Annotated in this window: 18 protein-coding genes; 7 read left to right on the forward strand and 11 right to left on the reverse strand. The window is 62.3% G+C overall.

Annotated elements, in window-relative coordinates; all coding sequences use genetic code 11:
• Positions 1-140 precede the first annotated feature (140 nt).
• Entirely contained in the window at positions 141-2,093 is a 1,953-nt protein-coding gene (locus A7X77_RS00410) for an acetoacetate--CoA ligase (RefSeq protein ID WP_064681081.1), read from the reverse strand.
• Between the two features lie 232 nt (positions 2,094-2,325).
• Between A7X77_RS00410 and A7X77_RS00415 the strand changes: the two genes are divergently transcribed.
• On the forward strand, positions 2,326-4,218 hold the full coding sequence (locus A7X77_RS00415; protein WP_064681082.1) for an AsmA family protein: 1,893 nt from the start codon (positions 2,326-2,328) through the stop codon (positions 4,216-4,218).
• 1 nt (position 4,219) lies between these two features.
• Here the strand turns inward: A7X77_RS00415 and A7X77_RS00420 are convergent, their stop codons facing one another.
• From A7X77_RS00420 to A7X77_RS00440, 5 genes are all read right to left on the reverse strand, one after another.
• Positions 4,220-5,038: an ABC transporter permease gene (locus A7X77_RS00420; RefSeq protein ID WP_064681083.1), complete on the reverse strand. Its 819-nt coding sequence runs from the start codon at positions 5,036-5,038 to the stop codon at positions 4,220-4,222.
• 3 nt (positions 5,039-5,041) lie between these two features.
• A complete protein-coding gene (locus A7X77_RS00425; protein ID WP_064681084.1) occupies positions 5,042-5,953 on the reverse strand; it encodes an ABC transporter permease subunit in 912 nt (303 codons plus the stop codon).
• 4 nt (positions 5,954-5,957) lie between these two features.
• Positions 5,958-7,100, reverse strand: a complete 1,143-nt coding sequence (locus tag A7X77_RS00430) for an ABC transporter ATP-binding protein (RefSeq protein ID WP_064681085.1) — start codon at positions 7,098-7,100, stop codon at positions 5,958-5,960.
• A 205-nt stretch (positions 7,101-7,305) separates the two neighbouring features.
• Entirely contained in the window at positions 7,306-8,400 is a 1,095-nt protein-coding gene (locus tag A7X77_RS00435) for a polyamine ABC transporter substrate-binding protein (protein ID WP_064681086.1), read from the reverse strand.
• Positions 8,401-8,524: 124 nt separating this feature from the next.
• Entirely contained in the window at positions 8,525-9,934 is a 1,410-nt protein-coding gene (locus A7X77_RS00440) for a helix-turn-helix domain-containing protein (RefSeq protein WP_064681087.1), read from the reverse strand.
• Positions 9,935-10,125: 191 nt separating this feature from the next.
• On the opposite strand from A7X77_RS00440, the gene aceA reads away from it, so the two are divergent.
• Positions 10,126-11,415, forward strand: coding sequence for an isocitrate lyase (aceA, locus tag A7X77_RS00445; protein ID WP_064681088.1), 1,290 nt, complete (start codon positions 10,126-10,128; stop codon positions 11,413-11,415).
• Positions 11,416-11,436: 21 nt separating this feature from the next.
• Entirely contained in the window at positions 11,437-11,673 is a 237-nt protein-coding gene (locus A7X77_RS00450; RefSeq protein WP_039617955.1) for an SMc00767 family acetate metabolism repressor, read from the forward strand.
• Positions 11,674-11,741: 68 nt separating this feature from the next.
• Here A7X77_RS00450 and A7X77_RS00455 read toward each other — a convergent pair whose 3' ends face one another.
• A complete protein-coding gene (locus A7X77_RS00455) occupies positions 11,742-12,611 on the reverse strand; it encodes a LysR family transcriptional regulator (RefSeq protein WP_064681089.1) in 870 nt (289 codons plus the stop codon).
• Between the two features lie 86 nt (positions 12,612-12,697).
• Between A7X77_RS00455 and A7X77_RS00460 the strand changes: the two genes are divergently transcribed.
• Positions 12,698-12,952: a hypothetical protein gene (locus tag A7X77_RS00460; protein WP_064681090.1), complete on the forward strand. Its 255-nt coding sequence runs from the start codon at positions 12,698-12,700 to the stop codon at positions 12,950-12,952.
• Here A7X77_RS00460 and A7X77_RS00465 read toward each other — a convergent pair.
• The 4 genes from A7X77_RS00465 to A7X77_RS00475 form a co-directional block, all read right to left on the reverse strand.
• Positions 12,925-14,772: a methyl-accepting chemotaxis protein gene (locus A7X77_RS00465; RefSeq protein WP_064681091.1), complete on the reverse strand. Its 1,848-nt coding sequence runs from the start codon at positions 14,770-14,772 to the stop codon at positions 12,925-12,927. The genes A7X77_RS00460 and A7X77_RS00465 overlap by 28 nt on opposite strands.
• A gap of 204 nt (positions 14,773-14,976) precedes the next feature.
• Positions 14,977-17,508 (reverse strand): methyl-accepting chemotaxis protein, encoded by a 2,532-nt coding sequence (locus tag A7X77_RS00470; protein ID WP_064681092.1) that lies wholly within the window; start codon positions 17,506-17,508, stop codon positions 14,977-14,979.
• 312 nt (positions 17,509-17,820) lie between these two features.
• Positions 17,821-17,964 carry a hypothetical protein gene (locus tag A7X77_RS33350; RefSeq protein ID WP_167482299.1) on the reverse strand — a complete coding sequence of 48 codons (144 nt, stop codon included), beginning with the start codon at positions 17,962-17,964 and terminating at the stop codon, positions 17,821-17,823.
• Positions 17,965-18,146: 182 nt separating this feature from the next.
• Complete coding sequence (locus tag A7X77_RS00475; RefSeq protein WP_064681093.1) at positions 18,147-19,367, reverse strand: NAD(P)/FAD-dependent oxidoreductase; 1,221 nt, start codon at positions 19,365-19,367, stop codon at positions 18,147-18,149.
• A gap of 87 nt (positions 19,368-19,454) precedes the next feature.
• Between A7X77_RS00475 and A7X77_RS00480 the strand changes: the two genes are divergently transcribed.
• From A7X77_RS00480 to zwf, 3 genes are all read left to right on the forward strand, one after another.
• Positions 19,455-20,891, forward strand: a complete 1,437-nt coding sequence (locus tag A7X77_RS00480; RefSeq protein WP_064681094.1) for a glutamine synthetase family protein — start codon at positions 19,455-19,457, stop codon at positions 20,889-20,891.
• 10 nt (positions 20,892-20,901) lie between these two features.
• Positions 20,902-22,197 (forward strand): NAD(P)/FAD-dependent oxidoreductase, encoded by a 1,296-nt coding sequence (locus tag A7X77_RS00485; protein ID WP_064681095.1) that lies wholly within the window; start codon positions 20,902-20,904, stop codon positions 22,195-22,197.
• Positions 22,198-22,331: 134 nt separating this feature from the next.
• Complete coding sequence (zwf, locus tag A7X77_RS00490) at positions 22,332-23,807, forward strand: glucose-6-phosphate dehydrogenase (protein ID WP_064681096.1); 1,476 nt, start codon at positions 22,332-22,334, stop codon at positions 23,805-23,807.
• The last annotated feature ends 9 nt before the right edge of the window (positions 23,808-23,816 follow it).

Below are 23,816 nucleotides of genomic sequence, written 5' to 3' on the forward strand. Positions count from 1 at the left end.
TCGTAAGCCGGAAGGCTCAAGGCCGCCTCGTTCATGTGCGGCCCCCAAGTTGCTCCAACCTTTGCCTAACCTTTCTTAACGAAAGGTTTCCATGACAGCGGATTGCTGAATGGTGAAAGCTTGTGGTTTACGATTCCTTATCAGCCCTTCAGTTCGCTCAAATTAGCAAAGAGCTGCAGCGCCTCGGGATTAGCGAGCGCCTCCTGGTTCTTCACCGGCCTGTTGTGAACAACTTCGCGCACCGCAAGCTCCACGATCTTGCCTGACTTGGTGCGGGGAATATCGGCAACCGCGATGACCTTGGCCGGCACGTGGCGCGGCGAGGCGCCGGTGCGTATTCGTGTCTTGATCGCCTTGACCAGATCCTCGGACAGCGTCACGCCCGCTGCCAGGCGAACGAAAAGGATGACGCGCACGTCGTCCTCCCATTCCTGGCCGATGCACAGCGCCTCGGCCACCTCTTCCATCTGCTCGACCTGATTATAGATTTCGGCCGTGCCGATGCGCACGCCGCCGGGATTGAGCGTCGCATCCGAGCGGCCGTGGATGATCAGGCCGCCATGCTCGGTCCATTCGGCGAAATCGCCGTGGCACCAGACATTGTCGAACCGGTCGAAATAGGCGGCGCGATATTTGGCGCCGTCGGGATCGTTCCAGAACATCACCGGCATCGACGGGAAAGCCTTGGTGCAGACGAGTTCGCCCTTCTCGCCGCGCACCGGCTTGCCGTCATCGTTCCAGACGTCGACGGCAAGGCCGAGGCCCGGCCCCTGGATCTCGCCGCGCCAGACCGGCTGCAGCGGATTGCCGAGCACGAAACAGGAGACGATATCGGTGCCGCCGGAGATCGAGGCGAGCTGCACATCTGCCTTGATCCCCTTATAGACGAAGGTGAATCCTTCGGGCGACAGCGGCGAGCCGGTCGAGGTTATCAGCCGTAGGCTGGAGAGATCGTGGCTTTGGCGCGGCGTCAGCCCGCTTTTGCGCACCGCATCGATATATTTCGCCGAGGTGCCGAAGATTGCGAATTTCTCGGCCTCGGCATAGTCGAACAGCACATTGCCGTCGGGCGCAAACGGCGATCCGTCGAACAGGCAGAGCGTGGCGCGGCTGGCAAGACCGCTGACCAGCCAGTTCCACATCATCCAGCCGCAGGTGGTGAAGTAGAAGAGCTTCTCGCCGGCCTCGAGGCCGCAATGCAGCCGCTGCTCCTTCAGGTGCTGCAACAGCGTGCCGCCGGCCGAATGGACGATGCATTTCGGCACGCCCGTCGTGCCTGACGAAAAGAGGATGTAGAGCGGATGGGCGAAGGCGAGTTGGGTGAATTCGATCTCGCTCGCCTCATAGGGCGCAATGAAGGCTTCCAGCGTCGAAGCGGCTGGCGCCTTGCTCGCCACCGCCTCGGCATCGCCGGCATAGTGGACGACGATCGTCGGGACGCCCAGGCTTTTCGCCACCGCGGCGACCTTGGCGCCGACATCCTGCAGCTTACCGGAATACCAATAGGCGTCGCAGGCGATGAACAGCTTCGGGCCGATCTGGCCGAAACGGTCGAGCACGCCCTGTTCGCCGAAATCGGGGGAGCAGGACGACCATATGGCGCCGATCGAGGCGGCGGCCAGCATGGCGGCGACGGTCTCCGGCATGTTCGGCATCATGGCGGCGATCCGGTCGCCTTCGCCGATACCCTGCGCCTTGAAGGCCTGCTGCAGCCTCGAGACCAGCGCCCGCAGCCGATCCCACGACCAGCGATCCTCGACCTTATCCTCGCCGCGGAAGAGGATGGCGTCGCCCTCGCCGCGGCCGGGCAGCAGGTTTTCGGCGAAGTTCAGCGTCGCGTCGGGAAAGAAGCGGGCGCCCAGCATGCTGTCGCCGTCGGTCAGCACTTCGGCGCCACGTTTTCCCTTCACGCCGCAGAAATCCCAGACGGTCGACCAGAATTTCTCCCGCTCGGCGACTGACCATGCATGCAGGTCCTCAAAGCCTGAAAGCGACAACCCGAAGTCGGCATTGCAGCGCGCCATGAAGGCATGGATCGGGCTTTTTGCGACGGCGTCGTCCGATGGCACCCAAAGTGGTCTGTTATCCTGCATTCAATCCTCCTCCCCAATCTCGCCTTTATATCATGCTGCATTGCATTATAAAGGGTGGAACCCGAGAGCATCCGACGTCCGGGAACAGGGCGGAAAGCGCAACCGATCTCAGCGTCGATTCAAAATACCCACGCACACGCGGCGCTGGAGGGATTTGCATCTGCCCGATATTTCCTATATCCGGCGAAATCAGCGCTTAACGGCTTAACCGGCTGAATGACCGGCGGAGATCATGGGTACGTCAAGACATCGCAGGTGGCGCAGGAAGATCGGACCCGTTTCGCGCTGGCTGCCGGCCTTCGCGCGTGTTTCGACCGTGCTGCTGCTGATCGCGCTTGGGCTTTTCGTGGCGCTGAGGGTCGCCGCGCCCTATCTCATCACGACCGGTTTCGTGCGCTCCGGCATCGAGGACGCGCTGTCGAAATGGACGGGCTATCAGGCCGAGATCGAAGGCAATCCGGTTCTCGAATTCTGGCCGACGCCACGCATCACGCTGAACGAGGTTACGATCCGCCAGCCGCGAGAAAGCGGCGACAAGCTGCTCGGCAGCATCGAAAGCCTGTCGGCCGATTTCAGCCTCATCGATGCGCTGAGAGGCCGGACGAGTTTCCACGAATTCCATCTGCTGCGCCCCAACCTCGCGCTGACGCGTGACGAAAAAGGCCTGATCGACTGGAGTTATGCCGGCCTGCTCGCCCGTGCGATCAGCGGCGTACGCTACGAAAACGGAGCCGAGGTGCTCGATCCGACTCTCGATGCCGAGATCGGCGCGGTGACCGTCGAGGACGGCACGCTTGCCGTCACCGACATCGGGAGCGCCAAGACCTACAATTTCGACAGCGTCACGGCCGACATCGCCTGGCCGCGGCTCTCAGGCGCGATCTCGGCCGTCGTCATCGCCCGCATCAACGGCGAGGACCTGAAGGTCGATTTCGCCTCGCGCCAGCCGCTGCTCGTTTTTGCCGGTAAGAGCGCCGAGACGCGGACATCGCTGACGTCAAACCTGCTGACGGCACGTTTCCAGGGAATCGCCAGCATCGCTCGCCTTTCGGCCGTTTCCGGCAATATCGCCGCCAGCATTCCCGATGTGCCGGCGCTTCTCACATGGTCGGGCAAATCGATCCCCGGCATCGGGACGCTGAAGAGCGCATCGCTGGAATCCGACATTATGTCGTCGGGCAGCGGGCTGCGCTTCAACGATCTCAGCCTGTCGCTGAACGAAGCAACCGCGACCGGCGTGATGGATCTTTCGACCGTGCCCGGCAGACGGCCGAAGATCGGCGGCACGCTTGCCTTCGACCAAATGAACCTCAAACCTTTCCTCGATGCCTTCGCGCTCAGGCTCGCCGCCGGCGAGGCAGAGGAAATCTCGAAAGGCATGCGGGAACCGCTGCAACTGCTTGACATCGACGTTAGGCTTTCGGCGCGCCGCGCGCAGATGGGCCTCTTCGAGCTTTCCGATGTCGGCGCCAGCATGATCGTGACCGGCGGCGAGGCGAAATTCGATATCGGCGACAGCGCCTACGAAGGCGGCGAGCTGACCGCGCATCTGGAGGCGACGCAGCGTGATTTCGACGGCGGCGGCAAACTGCAGCTGTCGATCCGCGACGCCGACTTCGCCGCTCTTGCCGAGCGCCTGCAGCTCAAAGGGCCGCTGCCGCTTGCGACGGGATCGCTCGATCTCGACCTGCAGTCGCCAAAAGCGATCTGGACGACCGGCCTTGCCGACGTCACCGGCAGGCTGCACTTCTGGACGAAGGAGGGCATAATCCCCGGCATCGACGCCACAGCCCTGCGGAGCCAGGCCGCCGAAAAGCCGTTCTTTCCGCTCAGCGCGGCGGCGAACGGCGCCTTCGCCTTCAGTCGGCTGGATCTTCAGGCCGATTTCGCCAATGGTTCGGCCGAGATCCACGACGCCCATATCGCCGGACCTGCACAGACGCTGACACTTTCCGGCGTCATCACCTACCAGTCGAACGGGCTGGCGCTTTCCGGCTCACTGGAGGCAACCGATCCGGCCAAGGCGGCCGAACTGCCGCTTCTGCCGTTCTTCATCGGCGGCTCATGGCCAAATCCTGTCATTTCGCCGGTGCCGCTTTTCGGCAATACACCTCACGCGCAGTAAATCAGGCCCCGGCGGTGGCGGCGCGCTCGTCCCGATCACGCTGGATTTCGCGGCGCTTGGTGATGATCGAGGCGCAGATGACGCCGATCGCGACGATGCCGATCAGGATGGTGCAGACCGCATTGATCTCCGGCGTCACGCCGAGGCGCACCTGGCTGTAGATCTTCATCGGCAGCGTCGTTGCGCCCGGGCCTGAGGTGAAGCTTGCGATCACCAGGTCATCCAGCGACAGAGTGAACGCCAGGATCCACCCCGAAAACACGGCCGGCGAGATGATCGGCAGGGTAATTTCGAAGAAGGTGCGCACCGGCGGCGCCCCCAGATCCTGCGCCGCTTCCTCAATTGACTGGTCGAAGCTTAGAAGCCGTGATTGCACGACGACGGCGACGAAGCACATGGTCAGCGTCGTATGCGCCAGCGTGATCGTCCAGAAGCCGCGGTCGAAGCCGATCGCCACGAAAAGCAGCAGCAGCGACAGGCCGGTGATGACCTCGGGCATGACGAGCGGCGCATAGACCATGCCCGAGAAAAGCATGCGGCCGCGAAAGCGGGTGTAACGCACCAGCGTCAGCGCCGCCATCGTGCCGAGCACGGTGGCGAAGGTGGCCGACAGCAGACCGACGCGGATCGTCACCCAGGCGGCATCGAGCAGGGCCTGGTTCGACAGCAGCGAGACGTACCATTTGGTGGAGAAGCCGCCCCAGACGGTAACGAGCTTCGACTCGTTGAAGGAAAAGATCACCAGCAGCACGATCGGCAGATAGAGGAAGGCAAAGCCGAGCACGACGGAGATGACGTTGAAACGGGTCCACCGCAGCATGGTCTATCTCCCCCGCTCTTCGGCTTTAGCCTGTGCATTCTGAAAGAAGACGATCGGGATCACCAGGATCATGAGCAGGATGGTTGCGACCGCCGAGGAGACCGGCCAGTCGCGATTGGCATTGAACTCGTTCCACAGCGTCTTGCCGATCATCAGCGTCTGCGATCCGCCGAGAAGATCGGGGATGACGAATTCGCCGACGGCGGGGATGAAGACCAGCATGCAGCCGGCCACCACGCCTGGGATCGACAGCGGGAAAGTGACGCGCCAGAACGCTCGGATCGGCGTGCAGCCGAGATCCTGGGCCGCCTCGATCAGCGTACCGTCCATCTTTTCGAGCGACGAATAGAGCGGCAGCACCATGAAGGGCAGGTAGGAATAGACGATACCGATATAGACCGCCGTCGGGGTGTTGAGAATGATCAGCGGCGTGTCGATGATATGCAGCGACATTAGGAGCTGGTTCAGCAATCCCTCGGGCTTCAGGATGGCAATCCAGGAGTAAACGCGGATCAGGAAGCTCGTCCAGAATGGCAGGATGACGAGCATCAGCAGCGTCGGGCGGATGGTGCGCGGCGCCTGCGCCATGCCATAGGCGATCGGATAGGCGATCAGCAACATCAGCAGGGTCGAGATACCGGCGATGGTGACGCTCGACAGATAAGCATTGAAGTAGAGAGGATCGTCGGTGAGATAGCCGTAGTTGTCGAAGGAGAAGGTCGCGATCTTGCTCCAGAAACCGCTCCAGCCATCGGCAAAAGAGAAGACCGGCTCATAGGGCGGTATGGCGATCGCCGTCGTCGACAGCGAGATGCGGAAGACGATGAAGAATGGCGCCAGAAAGAAGAGCAGCAGCCAGGCATAGGGAATGGCGATGACGAGGCGGTTATAGAAGCGTGATGCCAGCGTTCCCATGATCTCAATCCTTCAGCAACACGCCGCCGTCTTCATCGAAAGAGACCCAGACGTCCTGATCATAGGTGAAGGGGTCTTCGACGGAGCGCTGCGCGTTGAGGGAAGAGGCTCTGACGAATTTGCCGCTCGGCAGCTTGATGTGGAAGACCGTCATGTCGCCGAGATAGCCGATATCCCAGATCTCGCCCTTGGCCGCATTGACCGCGGCGTTCGCGGGTGCCGCGCGGCTGACGCGGATCTTCTCAGGGCGGATGGCAAAACCGGCCGTGCTGCCGATCGCCGGGGCACCTGCGGCGGCGATGCGGATGGTGAAACCGCTGTCGACGGCGATCTCGGTTGCGCCGCTCCCCGATGTCGTCACCTTGCCGTCGAAGATGTTCACGTCGCCGATGAAATCCGCCACGAAGCGGGAATTCGGCGCCTCGTAGATTTCGGCCGGTGTCGCCACCTGCACGACCTTGCCGTGGCTCATGACGGCGATGCGGTCGGCCATAGTCATCGCCTCTTCCTGGTCGTGGGTGACGACGACGAAGGTGAGGCCGAGGCTTTGCTGCAGGTCCATCAGCTCGAACTGGGTTTCCTCGCGCAGCTTCTTGTCGAGCGCGCCGAGCGGTTCGTCGAGCAGCAGCACTTTCGGGCGCTTGGCGAGCGAACGGGCGAGCGCCACGCGCTGACGCTGGCCGCCGGAGAGCTGGTTCGGCTTGCGGGAGGCAAATTGCTCGAGCTTGACGAGCTTCAGCATCTGCGCGACGCGCTCGGCCATTTCGTCCTTCGGCATGCCGTCCTGCTTCAGGCCGAAGGCGATGTTCTTCTCGACGGTCATGTGCGGGAAAAGCGCGTAGGACTGGAACATCATGTTGACCGGCCGCCTATAGGGTGGCGTGCCGGCGAGGTCGGTGCCATCGAGAACGATTTCGCCGGATGTCGGCTGCTCGAAGCCGGCGAGCATGCGCAGGAGCGTCGACTTGCCGCAGCCGGACGCGCCGAGCAGCGCGAAGAACTCGCGGTGATAGATGTTCAGCGACAGGTCGTTGACGGCGGTAAAATCGCCGAAGCGCTTGGTGACATTCTTGAAGGCAATGAAAGGTTTTGCGGACGGATCGGTCCAGGGCGCGAAAGCGCGGCGGATATTGCCTAAGGATTTCATATTATTCCCCGAAAAATATGCGTATTCGGCCGGCCTCCGCCTAGAGCATGATGCCGAAAAGTGTGAGCGGTTTTCGGACGACATCATGCTCTAACTCTTCAATTTAGAACAGGATTCAGATTTTGGGCCGACCGGCCCAAAAATCATCCTGTTCTAGGCCGCCAATTGAAAGGCCCGGACGTTTCCGTCCGGGCCTGGCATTGACTTACTGGCCGGTAACGACCTTCGTCCAGATCCGCGTCGCGGTCCGCTGGGTCTTTGGGTCCCACGGCTTTACCGTGAACAGGTTCTTCATCACCTCTTCGGTCGGATAGATAGCCGGATCTTCCAGAACTTCCTTGCTGACGAACTGCTGCGAGGCCTTGTTGCCGTTCGCATAGAAGGTGTGGTCGCTCGCCTTGGCGATGACCTCGGGCCTCATCATGTAGTTCAGGAACTCATGGGCTTCGGCTACATGCTTGGCATCGGCGGGGATCGCCATCATGTCGAACCACATCTGGGCGCCCTGCGCGGGGATCGAGTAGTTGACCTCGACGCCGTTCTTGGCTTCGGCGGCGCGATCGCGGGCCTGCAGCATGTCGCCGGAATAGCCGAAGGCGATGCAGATATCGCCGTTGGCAAGGGCGTTGATATATTCGGACGAATGGAACTTGCGGATATAGGGGCGGACCGCCGTCAGCAGTTCCTCGACCTTCTTGAAATCCTCCGCCTTGGTGGAGTTCGGATCGAGGCCGAGATAGCGCAGCGCCGTGGTCATGACGTCCTTCGGCGTGTCGAGCACGTAGATGCCGCAGTCCTTGAACTTTTCGGCGACCTTCGGATCGAAGATCACTTCAAGGCCGGGCTTGGCATCGGGACCCAGGATTTCAGCGACCTTCTTGACGTTGTAGCCGATACCGTCGGTCCCCCACATGTAATCGACGGCATATTCATTGCCCGGATCGTATGCAGCGGTGCGCTGCTGGATCACGTCCCACATGTTGGACAGGTTCGGCAGCTTCGACTTGTCGAGCTTCTGGAAGACGCCGGCCTGGATCTGGCGCTGCAGGAAGTCGGCGGTGGGAACGACGACGTCATAACCGGTGCCGCCGGCAAGCAGCTTGGTTTCGACGGTCTCGTTCGAATCGAAGGTGTCGTAGACGACCTTGATGCCTGTTTCCTTGGTGAAGTCGGTCAGGATGCTGTCGTCGATATAATCCGACCAGTTGTAGACATTGACCACGCGCTCCTGGGCAAAGGCCGGAGCGGCGGCAAAGAGCGCGGCGATGGCGGCGGCCGTCACACTTGCGATGGTTGACATGACTTCTCCTGTTTGTTCAAAGCGTCCGCATCCCCGGACGTCTTTTCCCTCTGGTTTGCCCGCAGACTAAAAAGGAATTTCTAAGCCCACAAGCGCAAAAACTGCGCTCTCAACGATTTCACAATCACTGGAAGTCGAAGGCGCTGAGCCCCGCCACCATCTCGTCGAGCCCGAGCGGCCTCGTGACCGGCGGCTCGGCGCGGGAAAGGCAGCCGCGCCGCTCGCAGAGGCGACAGGCCGGGCCGATGGCGACCGGATCGACCGCCGTCATCTGCCCGTAGGCCAGGCCGTCGGCAAGGGCGGCGTCACAGCCGATCAGGATCGCCGTGCGCCTCACCCTTTCGCCAAATTCGACGCTCGGCCCCTCGAGCGTGCGGGCAACCGTCAGGAAGGATGCGCCGTCCGGCATGATGACCGTCTCGGCAAGAATCTGGCCCGGCTGCAGGAAGGCGGCGTGGATATTGAGCTTCGGACAGCCGCCGCCGAAACGGGCCTGCGGAAAGCCCTGGGCGCCGCCTCGCCGCAGCCGGTGGCCGGCGGCATCGATCTCCATCATGAAGAAGGGAACGGCCGCCGCCCCCGGCCGCTGCAGCATGGTCAGACGCGTCGCGGCATGGCCGAAAGAGACGCCGAAGCGGGCGCGCAGAATGTCGATATCGTAGCGCGTCGTTTTCGCCGCCGCCAGGAAGGCCTCATAGGGCATGGCGAGCGCCAGGGCCGCGATGCGGGCCAGTTCGAACCGGGCGATGCGGCGCGCCTCGGCGGAGGAGAGCGAGAGCTCGTCGAGCTCGGCATCGATCGCCGGCAGCAAAGCGAGGTTGGCCGCCTCGATAGCGATCTCATGCGCACGGTCGGCCGGCGACAGCCGCTCGGAAATGAACAGCCGCATCGAATGCCGATCGAAACGGCGACGCAGATCCGGCATGACGTGCACCGGCAGGACGCGCACCGCAATGCCGCGCTCGGCGCGCAGCCAGTCCTTCAGCCCGGCGGCAAGATCGGTGCCGCCGGGAAGCGTCGCGGCAAAGGCTTCCGCCGCCGTCTCGATCCGGCCGAAATAGGCCGATCTGCGCTCCAGCGCCTCGCGTAGCTCGTCGAGCGGCAACCGGCCGGCGGCGACGGGTGCATGCCCTTCGGCCGCCATCAGCGCCGTCAGGTCCGACAGCCGGGCGGCCTGTTCGCGATAGGCGCGATAGAGCTTGATCATCCCGGCCGCGGCATTGGGGGCGGCCTCGGCCACTTCCACCAGTTCCTGGTCGCCAGGCAATTCGCCTGCAAGCAGCGGATCGGCGAAGACCTCCTTGAGCTGGCCGAGGCTGCCGCCGGTCTGGCCGCGCAACTCCTCCAGATCGACCCTGTAGACGGCCGCAAGCTTCAAGAGCAGCTGCACCGTCAACGGCCGCTGGTTGCGCTCGATCAGATTGAGGTAAGAGGGTGATATTTCGAGCGCCTCGGCCATGGCGGTCTGCGTCAGCGCCAGCGCATTGCGGATGCGCCGCAATTTCGGGCCAGCGAATATCTTCCGTTCCGCCATTGTCACACCCCTTGACAGAGAAGCGGCGCCAACGTTTACAAATTTTACAAATTCACAGCGCCACTCTGTCAATCCTCGTCATCTTAACCTCTTTTCGGCCAGGAAATCAAAGGTTCTTCTGGCCATTCCGCGCGATATTGTCAATCCTGTCATCAACACCCCTGATATCGGTTTTTAGTGAGGAGATTAGCATGACCGATTTTTACAAACTCGTTCCCAATGCACCGGCGAGCCGCTTCGACGGCATCGAAAGGCCCTATTCGGCCGCCGACGTGCAGCGGCTCAGAGGCTCGGTGGCGCTGACCCACACGCTGGCCGAAATGGGGGCGGACCGGTTGTGGCGGATGCTGCGCCAGGAAGATTTCGTCAATGCGCTCGGCGCGCTTTCCGGCAACCAGGCCATGCAGATGGTGCGCGCCGGATTGAAGGCGATCTATCTCTCCGGCTGGCAGGTGGCGGCCGACGCCAATACGGCATCGGCGATGTATCCCGATCAGTCGCTCTACCCCGCCAATGCCGGGCCGGAGCTAGCCAAGCGCATCAACCGCACGCTGCAGCGCGCCGATCAGATCGAGACATCAGAAGGCAACGGGCTTTCCGTCGAGACCTGGTTCGCGCCGATCGTCGCCGATGCGGAAGCCGGTTTCGGCGGACCGCTCAACGCCTTCGAGGTCATGAAGGCCTATATAGAGGCGGGTGCTGCCGGCGTCCATTTCGAGGACCAGCTCGCCTCGGAAAAGAAATGCGGCCATCTCGGCGGCAAGGTGCTGATCCCGACGGCCGCCCATATCCGCAATCTCGACGCCGCACGGCTTGCCGCCGACGTCATGGGCGTGGCGACGCTGGTGATTGCCCGCACCGACGCGGAAGCGGCAAAGCTGCTGACCTCCGACATCGACGAGCGCGACCGGCCTTTCGTCGATTACGATGCCGGGCGAACGGTCGAGGGCTTCTACCAGGTCAGGAACGGCATCGAGCCGTGCATCGCCCGGGCCGTCGCCTATGCGCCGCATTGCGATCTGATCTGGTGCGAAACGTCCAAGCCGGACCTCGAGCAGGCGCGCCGTTTTGCCGAGGGCGTGCACAAGGTCCATCCCGGCAAGCTGCTTGCCTATAATTGCTCGCCTTCGTTCAACTGGAAGAAGAACCTCGACGAGGCGACGATCGCCAAGTTCCAGCGCGAACTCGGGGCGATGGGCTACAAGTTCCAGTTCATCACGCTCGCCGGCTTCCACCAGCTGAACTACGGCATGTACGAACTGGCGCGCGGCTACCGCCAGCGGCAGATGTCGGCCTATTCCGAACTGCAGGAGGCGGAATTCGCCGCCGAGGACTACGGCTATACCGCCACCAAACATCAGCGGGAGGTCGGCACCGGCTATTTCGACGCCGTGTCGCTCGCCATCACCGGCGGCCGGTCATCGACCACCGCGATGCACGATTCAACCGAACATGCGCAGTTCAAACCGGCTGCCGAATAACCCGAACAGGAGGACAGAACCATGGCATCCATTTCACGCGTCCGGGAACGGGCCGAAGAGCAGACGTCCAGCATGAGCGAGGATCAGCAGACGACGATCCGCATGCTCGCCAATGACCTGCACCGGCTGAACCAGTCGGTCATGAAAGCGGTCGAGGCCGGCGTCTCGGTCGAGCTGGTGCGCTCGGCCCGTCATCACGGCGGCGACGGCAATTGGGGCGACCTGCTCATTCCGGTCGTCGTCACCAACCGGCATTGACCGGGACGGCCGATGCGGCCCCGACGATCGACCAGAGCGCCCGCGCATTCGACGAATGTGCGGGCGCCTCAGCCGCGGCTCGGCCGTTTTCCGGCGAAGAGATCGGCATAACTTCGGATGAGCTTGGTCATGCGGTCGGCGACCATGCGGATTTCGGGGCGATGACGGTCCTCGGCATTCATGACGATCCATTGGCGGTGGCGCAATTCCGGCAATTCGCCGCCCTGGCGCTGCAATTCCGGGTGGAGATCGCCGACGAAGCAAGGAAGCACGGTCTTGCCGGCGCCGGCGCGCACCAGATCCGGCAGCGAACGCGGCCGGTTTACGGTGGCGACGATCCCGGATGCGGCATGGGCGTGCGGCCAGCGGAGATAGGCTGATATCGCCTCCTCCTCGCCGACGGCGATCCAGCGCTCGTCGGTCTCGGCGGCGTTGCGTCTGCTATAGACGGCGTAGGCCACCTCCCCGAGCTGGCGGGCGGCAAGATTGCCCTCTTCCGGCTCAAAGGCGCGAATGCCGATATCGCTCTCGCGATAGGCTAGGCTCGCCCGCGCCTCGCCGATGGAGAGCGCAATGGCGAATGCATCGCCCGGCATGCGGATTGCGGCGAAATTCTCCGTCAGCAGCCAGGCGAGCCAGGTGCCGGCGGTGATCCTGACGGTCGTGCCGCCCTCACCGGATTGGCGCCAGGCTTCCACCTTGCGGGCGGCGGCTTCCATTTCCTGAAGATGATCGAGCAGCGCCTGGCCATCCTGCGTCAGGCGATAACCGGTCTGGCTGCGCGAAAACAAGGCGCGGCCGACCTCCTGCTCGAGATCGAGCATGCGCCGACCGACCGTGGCGGGGCTGAGCCCGCTGGCAGCGCTTGCTCCCGTCAGGCCGCCGAGCCGGGCGACTTGCAGGAAAAGCTGATAGGAATCCCAATTCGCGTTTTTCATTAATGAAAAACATAGCGGGATTTTCCCTGTTTATGAAGAGGATTTTGACGCCTAGATAAAGTGATGTCTAACGGAAGGACATCGCCATGTTCGACATGATCACCATCGCCGGCGTCCACGGATACCGGCATTCCTGCAAGCCAAGCGGCTCAAAGGCGGATGAAGAGCGGTTCTATGCCGAGTTCGGAGACAGCAGCATCATTCGCTTCGCCGCCTGGCTGACTTCGATCGACCTCATTTTAAGGCGGATCGCAGCAAACGGAAAACGCCGCAGCGTTGCGGCGCAGTCCTGCGGCCGTCAGGGCCGTGCTCCTCAGGCAACTTTCCTTGCGCCGAGGTGAGCGGCCGCCGGTTCTGCGCCGATGCGGAAACGCTCGATCAGTGCCATCAGCGTATCGGCTTCGCCGGCAAGCAGGCGGCTTGCCTGCGTCGTCTCGGCAACCATCGAAGCGTTCTTCTGGGTCATCTGGTCCATGGCGTTGACCGAGCCGTTGACCTCCTGCAGCGCCGCCGACTGATCGCGGCTGGCGGTGGCGATGGTCTCGACATGGCCGCTGATCGCAATGATTTCCTGGCTGATCGAGGCAAGAACGCTGCCGGTCTTCTGGACCAGTTCGGAGCCGGCCGTCACTTCCCGGCTCGACGTCTCGATCAGCGCCTTGATCTCGCGCGCCGCATCAGCCGAACGCTGGGCGAGTTCGCGGACCTCCTGGGCGACGACGGCAAAACCCTTGCCCGCCTCGCCGGCGCGCGCCGCCTCGATGCCGGCATTGAGCGCCAGAAGATTGGTCTGGAAGGCGATATCGTCGATCACCTCGGTGATCTGTTCGATCCGCTGCGAGGCCTCTTCGATGCGTTCCATGGCAGCGACGGCATCGCCGACGACGGTGCCGGAATTGTCGGCGGTCTTCTTGGTGGCGGCGACGACGCTGTTGGCTTCACGGGCACGCTCGGCGGAAGAGCGAACCGTGACGGTGATCTCTTCGACTGCGGCGGCGGTCTCCTCGAGATTTGCCGCCTGCGCTTCGGTGCGTTTCGAAAGTTCGTCGGCGGAAGCCGAGACGGCACCGCTGTTGCGCTGGATTGTCGAGGCGCTGTCGCGGATGCCGGAGAGCGTGTCCTGCAGCCGCAGCAGCGAGGCATTGAAATCGACGCGCAGTTGCTCCAGCCGGCCGACGAAAGGTGTGCCGATCGTTTGGGACACATCACCTTGGGACAGGCGGCCGAGGCCGGCCGCAAGCTGATTGACGGCAAAGTCGATCTGGCTGTCGAGCGAGCGCTTGTCGGCATCGTTCCTGGCGCGTTCGGCATCGCTCAAGGCGCGCTGTTCGGCCGCCTCGGTTTCCAGGTCGCGGCGGGCGCGGGCGCTGTCGCGGAAGAGCGAGAGGGCGCGGCCGATCTCGCCGAACTCGTTTTTCTTCTCAAGACAGGGGATTGCCTCGTCGAGATCGCCCGATGAGATCGAGTGGACGCTGGCGGTCAGCGCCTGCAAAGGCTTCACCGACTGGCGGATCGCATAGAAGGCGAGAACGCCGACGAGCAGCATGACGACGGCGCCGATGCCGAGAACCAGGATCAGCAGCTCATTCATGCGCTGATAATAGAGCTCCATCGGAATGCCGATGAAGAGAATGCCGACATTGGCGTTCGATGCGTTCTTGATCGGGAAGTAGCCGGTCATAAATTCGCGGCCGAACAGTTGGGCCGGGCCGAAATAGGCTTCGCCCCGCGCCAGGACCGACTGGGCCGGGTGCTCGGCTGCAAGCTTGGTGCCGACGGCGCGGTCGCCATTTTCCTTCTTGACGTTGGTGGATATGCGGACGTAGTCGCTGCCCTGCTTCTGGAAGATGGTCGCAACACCGCCAATCGACTGTGCGGTGCGGTCGACCAGCGAATGATCGGCAAGGGCCGGAATGGCCTCTTCGGTGACGGCAGAGAGCTTGTTGTCCTTCACCTCGACCTTGGCCGCCTGATCGGCCGCGCCGTAGAGGACAGCCATGGCGCGGGCGGCGTCCCTGGCGTCGGAGACGGCGCCATCCATCACGTGGCGGCTGAGATTGTAATAGGTCACGCCGACAATGGCCGCTGTGCTGATCGCCAGCAGAAACAGCGTAATGGCAACGATCTGGCGGACGATGGATGTAGAGAAAAGGCGCGGCATCAAAACCCCCGGCGACACAACAAGGGCTAAATTAGAGGAAAAGCGTTAAGGGAAATTTTCCGTAAATCTGAATTGGCCGGGATAAATCAATCGCCCTGTTTTCGGACATTTCGATCGGCCTGCCAAGGCGGCCGATCGCGTCTATCAATACACAAACGGCCCCGGAAAACCGGAGCCGTCGAAACAATGGAAATCAAGCGCAGATCAGGCGGCGCGGTAGACCGGCGCTTCGCCCACCCCGCCGTCAATCTTGAACTGCTGAATGAGGCGGCGCAGCGCATCGGCCTCGTCGGCCAGTTCGCGGCTGGCGGCGGTCGTCTCCTCGACCATGGCGGCATTCTTCTGCGTCATCTGGTCCATCTGGTTGACGGTCGAGTTGACGCTCTGCAGCGCGTTGGACTGGTCGTGGCTGGCGCGGGCGATCATCTCGACATGCTGGCTGATCGTGACGATCTGGGCGCTGATCTTGGCGAGCACCGTGCCGGTCTCCTGCACGAATTGCGAGCCGGAGCTGACCTCGTTGGTCGACTTGTTGATCAGTCCCTTGATCTCCTGCGCCGCGGCGGCGGAGCGCTGGGCGAGTTCGCGGACTTCCATGGCAACGACGGCGAAACCCTTGCCGGCTTCACCGGCGCGCGCCGCCTCGATGCCGGCGTTGAGCGCCAGCAAATTGGTCTGGAAGGCGATCTCGTCGATGACGCCGATGATCTGCTCGATCTGGCGCGCGGCACCCTCGATGCGGCCCATTGCGTCGATCGCGTTGTTGACGACGACGGCGGAATCGTCTGCGCTGCGCTTAGCCTGACGAACGATCTGGTCGGCATCCTTGGCGCGTTCGGCCGACGAGCGGACCGTGACGGTGATCTGGTCGACGGCAGCCGCCGTCTCTTCGAGCGAGGCGGCCTGCTGTTCGGTGCGCTTCGACAGATCCTCGGCCGACTGGGCCATCTGGTTGCCGTTGCCCTGGATCAGTTCGACATTGTCGCGGATCTGGCTCATCGTCGCCTGCAGGCGCAGCATCGAGCCGTTGAAATCCTGACGCAGCTGTTCGAGACGGCCGATGAAGGGCGTTTCGATCGTCGTTGAAATATCGCCCTGCGACATGCGCTCAAGTCCGGCGGCGAGCGCATTGACCGCAAATTCGATCTGCCGGTCCATCTCGCGCTTTTCGGCGTCGTTGCGCTGGCGCTCGTGTTCGGCGGCGGCCCTTTCCTCGTCGCTCTGCTCCTCGATGCGGATCTTCGAGATGGCATTTTCCTTGAAGATGCCGAGGGCGCGGGCCATGTCGCCGATTTCGTCGTAGCGCTGCTCGCCTGAAATGCTGGTATCCAGCGACCCTTCGGCGATGCGGCGCATGGCGGCCGTGATCTGGCTGATCGGACGCTGCAGCGTCAGCACCAGGGCGATGCCGCCGAGGATCGACAGCAGGATGCCGAGACCGGTGGTGAGCACCGAGATGCTGTTTGCCTGGGTGCGCTCGGTGCCGGCCGTCTGTTTCTGCAGCTCGGCGAAATCGGTCAGCTTCGTCCAGATCTGGTCGAGTTCCTGGCGGGCGGCGGCATAGGCCGTGACGCGTTCACCGATCGTATCGACGATCTTCGAGCCACCGCCGGAAATGGCGTCGAGGGCCGGCTGGATCGCGCCGGAAATGCCTTCGGCAAAGCCCATGCCCTTGGCGCTCGTGGTCAGCACCTGCATGTCCTTGCCGAGCGTGCCGGCCTGCTGCTGCAGGCGCACGAGGTTGTCCTTGCTCGAATTGGAGAGGAAGTCGGACAGCACGATCTGCAGCGCATAGACGGAATTTTCCAGACGACGCGTATCCTGCAGGACGGAGTTGGTCTGGGCGATGCGGCCTTCGAGCTCGGCGAACCGCTGGGTCGCCTCGCGCATTTTCTGCGTCGCGGTCAGCTGCGTATAGGTCGAGGTCTGGCGGAAGCGGGACACGAGACGGCCGAGTTCGGCGACGTTCTCGTCGGTCGGCGCGGGCATCTGGGCGATCGCCTTGATGCTGTCGATGGTCGCCGCCAGGGCGTCGATGACGTTTTTCTGATTGGTCGGAACCGAAATGGCGATCAGGCGCTGGGCCTTGACGATCTCCGGCATCTGTTCGTTGATGAAGGCGATCTTGTCCTGCGGCGTCTGCGGCTTGCTAAAGCCGCTGGCGACGGTACCGAGGAAATCGCCGCCCTTCAGCAGGCGGTCGGCGGTGCGAAGGGTGACGGTTGCTGCACTCTCGTCGCGCTGCAGCGCGGTCTGCAATTCCTCGGCCTGGTAGGAGACGGTGAAGCGGGTGCTGATCAGGCTCTTCTGCGCCGCGTCGATCTGCTCTTGCAGCGCGAGCTCCTGCTCATGCAGCGCCCAGAGCTTGTCGACGACGCCTGAAATGTCCTTGGTGCGGCTCGAGGCTTCGGCAAGGCTGTCGCGGCCGGCAGCCTGTTCGCCCACCTGGTTCAACGTCTGGTCGAGCACGCCCTGCTGGGTCTTCAGATCGGTGAGCAGCTTGTCGCGCGCCTGCTGACTGGTGATGCGCAGGAAGTCGTCCATCGAACCGTAGAGATCCTTGAACCCGCTCAGCGACTGCAGCACGCTGTTGGAGATTTCCATGCGGCCCTGCAGAAGTCCGGAAGCATAAAGGCCCGTCAGGCCCACCGCCGAAATGGTCACAACGAAGGGCAGAACGAAGATCAGGACTTTCGTCTTGATCCTGAAGCGGGAAAGAATCTTGTCAATCAACATGGCGTTCCGGGCCTTTCATACACTACTCCTCCCGCGGGCAGCCATCAGGCGCGCCAGCCGAGTGCACATCAACTATTCTCTTTACATCGGGGAACCCGGAAGCCAGGCGGCAGTCATTGCCGGTTCATGTCCAAGCAAGTTGGAGATGCCCAAATAATCGCGGGCAATTGTGTCAGATTAGATATTAATTTTCAGATAAGCGGTGATGGCGGTTAAAAGCCAAGGCGGTGAAATAGTTGCAATTTATGCCCCACAGGACCGCGATGTCGCGATCGGAAGGCCGCAAGGTTTACTTTCGGATGCAAGGACAGGTCAGAGGACGTGCGCGAGCAGCAGCGCCAGGCTGGCCGCTGTGGCGCCGGCTGCGAGCATCAAATATCGCAGGACGGCCATCCTGATGTCAGGCTTTGCCTGGGTGATTGCGATGGCGCGGGCGCGTCGTGCGTGTCTGGTCATGCTCGAAACCTCACTCTTCTGACACAACAATCCAACAAAACGGCTTGCCGGTAAAGCTTAATCTAGGAAGAGCTTTGCAAACCGCCAATTGAGACAGGATGGCGCACCTCTCTTAAGAAGTCTTGAATCGTATTGCTAATATACGCGGCAGCAGTTCCGCCGATATGCAGGAAAGGAAAGCATCAGGCGCATTCGCCCGCGGCAAATCCCGAGGCCCAGGCCCATTGGAAATTATAGCCGCCGAGCCAGCCGGTGACGTCGACGCATTCGCCGATGAAATAGAGGCCGGGCACGGCCTTGGCCTCCATGCTGCGTGAATCGAGCGCGGCCGTGTCGATGCCGCCGAGCGTCACTTCGGCGGTGCGATAGCCTTCAGAGCCGGAAGGCTTGATTGCGAAGTTCTGGGCGCTCGCGGCAAGGCTGAGCAGGACCTTGTCGGGTAGGTCGGCCATATTGCCGGAGATTTTTTCGCGCTCGACGAGAAACTGCGCCAGCCGCTTCGGCAGGATTTCGCCAAGCGCGGTCTGGGCCGACTGGCGGCCGTTCAGCTGCTTTGCCGCCTTCAGCTGCGCGGCGATGTCGATATCCGGTTCGATGGCAAGGACGATTTCGTGGCCTTCGCGCCAATAGGAGGAGATCTGCAGGATGGCAGGTCCGCTGAGGCCCCGATGGGTAAACAGCAGCGCTTCGCGAAAGGCGGTCTTGCCATGGCGGATTTCGGCCCGAGCGGAAATGCCGGCAAGCGGCGCAATACTTGCGAGCAGGCCGGGATCGAGCGTCAACGGCACCAGGGCCGGGCGGGTTTCGAGCACGGCCAGGCCGAACTGCTCGGCGAGGCGATAGGCAAAGCCGGTGGCGCCCATCTTCGGGATCGATTTGCCGCCGGTCGCAACGATCAGCGATGAGGCTTCATAGGCGCCCTGCCCGGTCGAGACGCGGAAGCCCGCATCGATCCTTTCGACGCCTGTTATCTCGGTAGCGAGATCGAGTGCCGCGCCGGCGGCGCGCATCTCGTCCAGGAGCATGCGGATGATGTCCTTGGCGCTGTCGTCGCAGAAGAGCTGGCCGAGCGTCTTTTCATGCCAGGCGATGCCGTGCCGCTCGACCATGGCGATGAAATCGGCGGGCGTGAAACGGGCAAGCGCCGACTTGCAGAAATGCGGATTGGCGGACAGAAAATTCTTCGGCCCGGCATGGATATTGGTGAAATTGCAGCGGCCGCCGCCGGAGATGCGGATCTTCTCGCCAGGGGCCTGGGCATGGTCGAGAACGACGACCGAGCGACGGCGTTTTCCCGCGCGGATGGCCGCCATCATGCCCGCCGCCCCGGCGCCGATGACGATGACGTCGCTTTTGCGCTGCAAACCCGTTTCCCCAATCAAATCGGCGTCTTCTTTTTCCATCGAAGGGCGAAAGTCAACGTTCTCGACCCCTCGCCAATTGACAAAGTCCGGCTATGATGGCGCCAAGATCAACCAAACCGGTGTGTCATGTCCCCAAAAAAGACGACGCTGAAGCCTGCCAGAACCGTACCCGCCTCGACGAAAACTCCTCCGGACCCCGGATCCCTGCGCGGCGTTGCGAACTGGAAGGAAGCAGCGCAGTGGCTGAGAGCCAGGGGCATCGAAGACATCGAATGCATCACGCCCGACCTTGCCGGCGTGCCGCGCGGCAAGATGATGCCGAGCTCGAAATTCACCTCCAACACCTCGCTGGCGCTGCCTTCGGCGATCTACCGGCACACGATTTCCGGCGAATATCCCGAGGAGACGGATAGCTTCCGCTACGAGCCGCGCGACAGCGACCTGAAGCTGATGCCGGATCTTTCGACACTGTCGGTCGTGCCCTGGGAGAGCGATCCGACGGCGCAGGTGATCTGCGACATCGTCGATTCGGACGGCGGCGAAGTGCCTTATACGCCGCGCAACGTGCTGAAGCGGATCATGAGCCTTTATCACGACCGTGGCTGGAAACCGATCGTCGCGCCCGAGATCGAATTCTACCTGGTCGCCAAGAATGACGATCCCGACTATCCGCTGCACCCGCCGAAAGGCCGCTCCGGCCGCTCCATCCTCGGCGGCCAGGGCTATTCGATCGCCGGCATCAACGAATTCGACGAGCTGATTGACGACATCTACCATTTCTCGGAGAAGCAGGGGCTGGAGATCGACACGCTGATCCATGAAGAGGGGCCGGCCCAGCTTGAGATCAACCTACGCCACGGCAATCCGATCGAGCTTGCCGACCAGGTGTTCCTGTTCAAGCGCACGATCCGCGAAGCGGCGCTGAAGCACGACATCTATGCGACCTTCATGGCCAAGCCGATGCAGGGCCAGCCGGGTTCGGCAATGCATATCCACCAGTCGGTGGTCAATATCGAGACCGGGAGGAACGTCTTTTCCAATGCGGACGGGTCGGCCTCGAAGGAATTCTTCCATTTCATCGGCGGCATGCAGAAATTCGTGCCGAGCGCGATGGCGATGCTTGCCCCTTACGTGAATTCCTACCGCCGCCTGCAGCCGGACATGTCCTGCCCTGTCAACAATGCCTGGGGCTACGACAACAGGACCACCGCCTTCCGCGTGCCGGTGTCCGATCCGCAGGCGCGGCGAGTGGAAAACCGGCTGCCGAGTTCGGACGCCAATCCGTATCTCGCGCTTGCCGCCTCGCTCGCTTCCGGCCTGCTCGGCATCATGAAAGAGATCGAGCCGACGGCGCCGACGGAGGATTCGGCCAATGAGGGCTCGATCGACCTGCCGCGCGGCCTCTTGGAAGCCGTGGCGCTGATGGAGGATGAGCCCGCCTTCGAAGAGGTGTTCGGCACGCAGTTCATCGGCCTTTATGCCGGCGTCAAGCGCGGCGAGTTCGAGACCTTCATGCAGGTGATCAGCCCCTGGGAGCGGGAATTCCTTCTGCTCAACGTGTGAGGGGATCGTCATGGCAGCACAAGAGATGTGGCAGAGCCCGATCTCCCCGGGCCTATCCTGGTATCAGGCAACCGTCGGCGAGCGGCCCACCTATGCCGCTCTCGACGGCTCGAGAGCATGCGACGTCGCCATCATCGGCGGCGGCTATACCGGCCTCCAGGCCGCCTATCACCTCGCCAAGTCAGGCGTTTCGGTCGTCCTGATCGAGGCCTGCCGCTTCGGCGACGGAGCGTCCGGGCGCAATGGCGGCCAGCTCGGCACCGGCCAACGATGGTGGCCGGAAGAGCTCGAGGAAAAAATCGGCTATCAACGCTCGAAGGCGCTGTTCGACGTTGCGGAGGCGGCCAAGCGCCATCTCCTCGATTTTGCAAGCAAGCACCAGATCGAGATCGACTTCGTGCCCGGCCAGCTCAATGTCGCCCACAAGGCGAGCTACGAACGCGACTATCGCGAGAACGCCGAGATCGCCGCGCAGCGCTATGACTATCCGCATATCAGCTTCATGGACAAGAAAGAGACGCAGGAAAGGCTCGGCTCGAAGCGCTTCCACTGCGGCGTGCGCGATGTCGGCACAGGCCATATCCATCCGCTGAAGCTGCTTATCGGGCTCGCCCGTGTCGCCGCTAACGCGGGTGCTGATATCTTCGAGATGACCAAGGCGACGGCGATCCGCCAGGGCGGCGGCAAGGTGACGATCGAAACAGAACGGGGCACGATCACCGCCGACCGGGCGCTGATCGCCTGCGACGGGCATATCGACGGTCTCGAACCGGTGACGGCAAGCCATGTCATGCCGATCCGCTCCTTCATCGGCGCTACTGCTCCCCTCGATAAGCATCCCGAAGTGCTTCCGGGCGGCGAGGCCGTCGCCGATTCGCGATTCGTCGTGCGTTATTTCCGCAGATTCGAAGGCCGTCTGCTGTTCGGCGGACGCGAGGCCTATACGGCCGACAATCCGCGAGACATTTCGCAACATATCCGCCGGCAGATCGGCGAAATTTATCCCGCCCTGAAAGACATCGAAATCACCCATGCCTGGGGCGGCAGCGTCGGCATCACCATGCCGCGCCAGCTCTTCGTACGCGAGGTGATGCCCGGCGTCACCTCGATCGGCGGTTATTCCGGCCATGGCGTCATGCTGTCAAACTACTGTGGCAAGCTCTATGCGGAAACGGTGATTGGAAAATCCAGCGATCTGGATCTGTTCAAATCGCTCGATATTCCCGCCTTTCCCGGCGGGGCCTGGATGCGGGCGCCGCTGCTTTTCCTCGCCTTGTCGTGGTTTGCGCTTCGCGACAAGTTTTAGTCCGATTTCGGATTTCCTCTCATGCAAATTCGCTCTAAAACCGGTGCCTGACAGATTCATTGCACTGCACACTGGCTTTTTTAAATCGATTAGATTAAAAGGGCCGCCAACCAGCCTGATTGAGAGATAAGCTCATGAGCAGCCAGATCATTCCCGTTGAGCCTTTTGATTACGTCGTCTTCGGCGGCAGCGGCGACCTTGCCGAGCGCAAGTTGCTGCCCGCCCTCTATCATCGCCAGATCGAAGGCCAGTTCGGCGAACCGACCCGGATAATCGGCGCTTCGCGCAGCCCGCTGACGAATGAGGAATATCGCAAATTCGCCCGCGATGCGCTGAAAGAACACCTGAAGAAGGGCGAATATGACGAGACGCAAGTGGAGAAGTTCTGCGCCCGCCTCTATTACGTTTCCGTCGATGCCCGCGCCGACAGCGGCTGGGAACAGCTGAAAAAACTACTCGACGAGGGCAAGGAGCGGGTGCGTGCTTTCTATCTGGCAGTCGCGCCCGGCATCTTCGGCGACATTTCGCAGAAGATCCACGACCACAAGCTGATCACCAAATCGACCCGCATCGTCGTCGAAAAGCCGATCGGCCGCGACCTCGCCTCGGCGCTGCAGCTCAACGACATGATCGGCCGCGCCTTCAAGGAAGAGCAAATCTTCCGCATCGACCACTATCTCGGCAAGGAGACGGTGCAGAACTTGATGGCGCTGCGCTTTGCCAATGCGCTCTACGAACCGCTGTGGAACGCCAACTATATCGATCACGTGCAGATCACGGTGGCGGAATCGGTCGGCCTCGAAGGCCGCGCCGGCTATTACGATACGGCCGGCGCGCTGCGCGACATGGTGCAGAACCACATTCTGCAGCTGCTCTGCCTGACGGCGATGGAAGTGCCTTCGTCGATGGATTCGGAAGCCGTTCGCGACGAGAAGCTGAAGGTGCTGCGGGCGCTGAAGCCGCTCGATGCTTCGAATGTCGAGCAGGCGACGGTCCGCGGCCAGTATCGCGCCGGGGCCTCGGGCAGCGGCCCGGTCAAGGGCTATCTCGAAGAGCTCGAAGGCGGCGTCTCCAACACCGAGACCTTCGTCGCCATCAAGGCGGAGATCAACAACTGGCGCTGGGCCGGCGTTCCCTTCTATATCAGAACCGGCAAGCGCCTGACCGGACGCATGTCCGAGATCGTCATCACGTTCAAGCCGATCCCGCACGCGATCTTCGACCAGGCGGCCGGACGCATCGTCGCCAATCAGCTGATCATCCGCCTGCAGCCGGATGAAGGCGTCAAGCAGTCGCTGATGATCAAGGATCCGGGCCCGGGCGGCATGCGCCTGCGCAACGTATCGCTCGACATGAGCTTCGCCCAGGCCTTCAACGTCCGCAATCCCGACGCCTACGAACGCCTGCTGATGGACGTGATCCGCTCCAACCAGACGCTCTTCATGCGCCGCGACGAAGTGGAAGCCGCATGGAAATGGGTCGACCCGATCCTGAAGGGTTGGGAAACGACAGGCCAGCAGGTGCAGGGCTATACGGCCGGTACCTGGGGCCCGAGCCAGGCCATCGCGCTGATCGAGCGCGACGGCCGCACCTGGCATGACGATATCTAGGACGACATC

The organism is Rhizobium bangladeshense (genome assembly GCF_001662075.1).
GTDB lineage: Bacteria > Pseudomonadota > Alphaproteobacteria > Rhizobiales > Rhizobiaceae > Rhizobium > Rhizobium bangladeshense_B.

Bases quoted from the DNA above. Each gene is read 5' to 3' on its own strand.
- A7X77_RS00455 (WP_064681089.1), bottom strand. From the start codon at position 12,611: ATGAAAAACGCGAATTGGGATTCCTATCAGCTTTTCCTGCAAGTCGCC.
- A7X77_RS00430 (WP_064681085.1), bottom strand. From the start codon at position 7,100: ATGAAATCCTTAGGCAATATCCGCCGCGCTTTCGCGCCCTGGACCGAT.
- A7X77_RS00435 (WP_064681086.1), bottom strand. From the start codon at position 8,400: ATGTCAACCATCGCAAGTGTGACGGCCGCCGCCATCGCCGCGCTCTTT.
- A7X77_RS00415 (WP_064681082.1), top strand. From the start codon at position 2,326: ATGGGTACGTCAAGACATCGCAGGTGGCGCAGGAAGATCGGACCCGTT.
- aceA (WP_064681088.1), top strand. From the start codon at position 10,126: ATGACCGATTTTTACAAACTCGTTCCCAATGCACCGGCGAGCCGCTTC.
- A7X77_RS00460 (WP_064681090.1), top strand. From the start codon at position 12,698: ATGTTCGACATGATCACCATCGCCGGCGTCCACGGATACCGGCATTCC.
- A7X77_RS00410 (WP_064681081.1), bottom strand. From the start codon at position 2,093: ATGCAGGATAACAGACCACTTTGGGTGCCATCGGACGACGCCGTCGCA.
- A7X77_RS00440 (WP_064681087.1), bottom strand. From the start codon at position 9,934: ATGGCGGAACGGAAGATATTCGCTGGCCCGAAATTGCGGCGCATCCGC.
- zwf (WP_064681096.1), top strand. From the start codon at position 22,332: ATGAGCAGCCAGATCATTCCCGTTGAGCCTTTTGATTACGTCGTCTTC.
- A7X77_RS00480 (WP_064681094.1), top strand. From the start codon at position 19,455: ATGTCCCCAAAAAAGACGACGCTGAAGCCTGCCAGAACCGTACCCGCC.
- A7X77_RS00470 (WP_064681092.1), bottom strand. From the start codon at position 17,508: ATGTTGATTGACAAGATTCTTTCCCGCTTCAGGATCAAGACGAAAGTC.
- A7X77_RS33350 (WP_167482299.1), bottom strand. From the start codon at position 17,964: ATGACCAGACACGCACGACGCGCCCGCGCCATCGCAATCACCCAGGCA.
- A7X77_RS00420 (WP_064681083.1), bottom strand. From the start codon at position 5,038: ATGCTGCGGTGGACCCGTTTCAACGTCATCTCCGTCGTGCTCGGCTTT.
- A7X77_RS00425 (WP_064681084.1), bottom strand. From the start codon at position 5,953: ATGGGAACGCTGGCATCACGCTTCTATAACCGCCTCGTCATCGCCATT.
- A7X77_RS00485 (WP_064681095.1), top strand. From the start codon at position 20,902: ATGGCAGCACAAGAGATGTGGCAGAGCCCGATCTCCCCGGGCCTATCC.
- A7X77_RS00450 (WP_039617955.1), top strand. From the start codon at position 11,437: ATGGCATCCATTTCACGCGTCCGGGAACGGGCCGAAGAGCAGACGTCC.
- A7X77_RS00465 (WP_064681091.1), bottom strand. From the start codon at position 14,772: ATGCCGCGCCTTTTCTCTACATCCATCGTCCGCCAGATCGTTGCCATT.
- A7X77_RS00475 (WP_064681093.1), bottom strand. From the start codon at position 19,367: ATGGAAAAAGAAGACGCCGATTTGATTGGGGAAACGGGTTTGCAGCGC.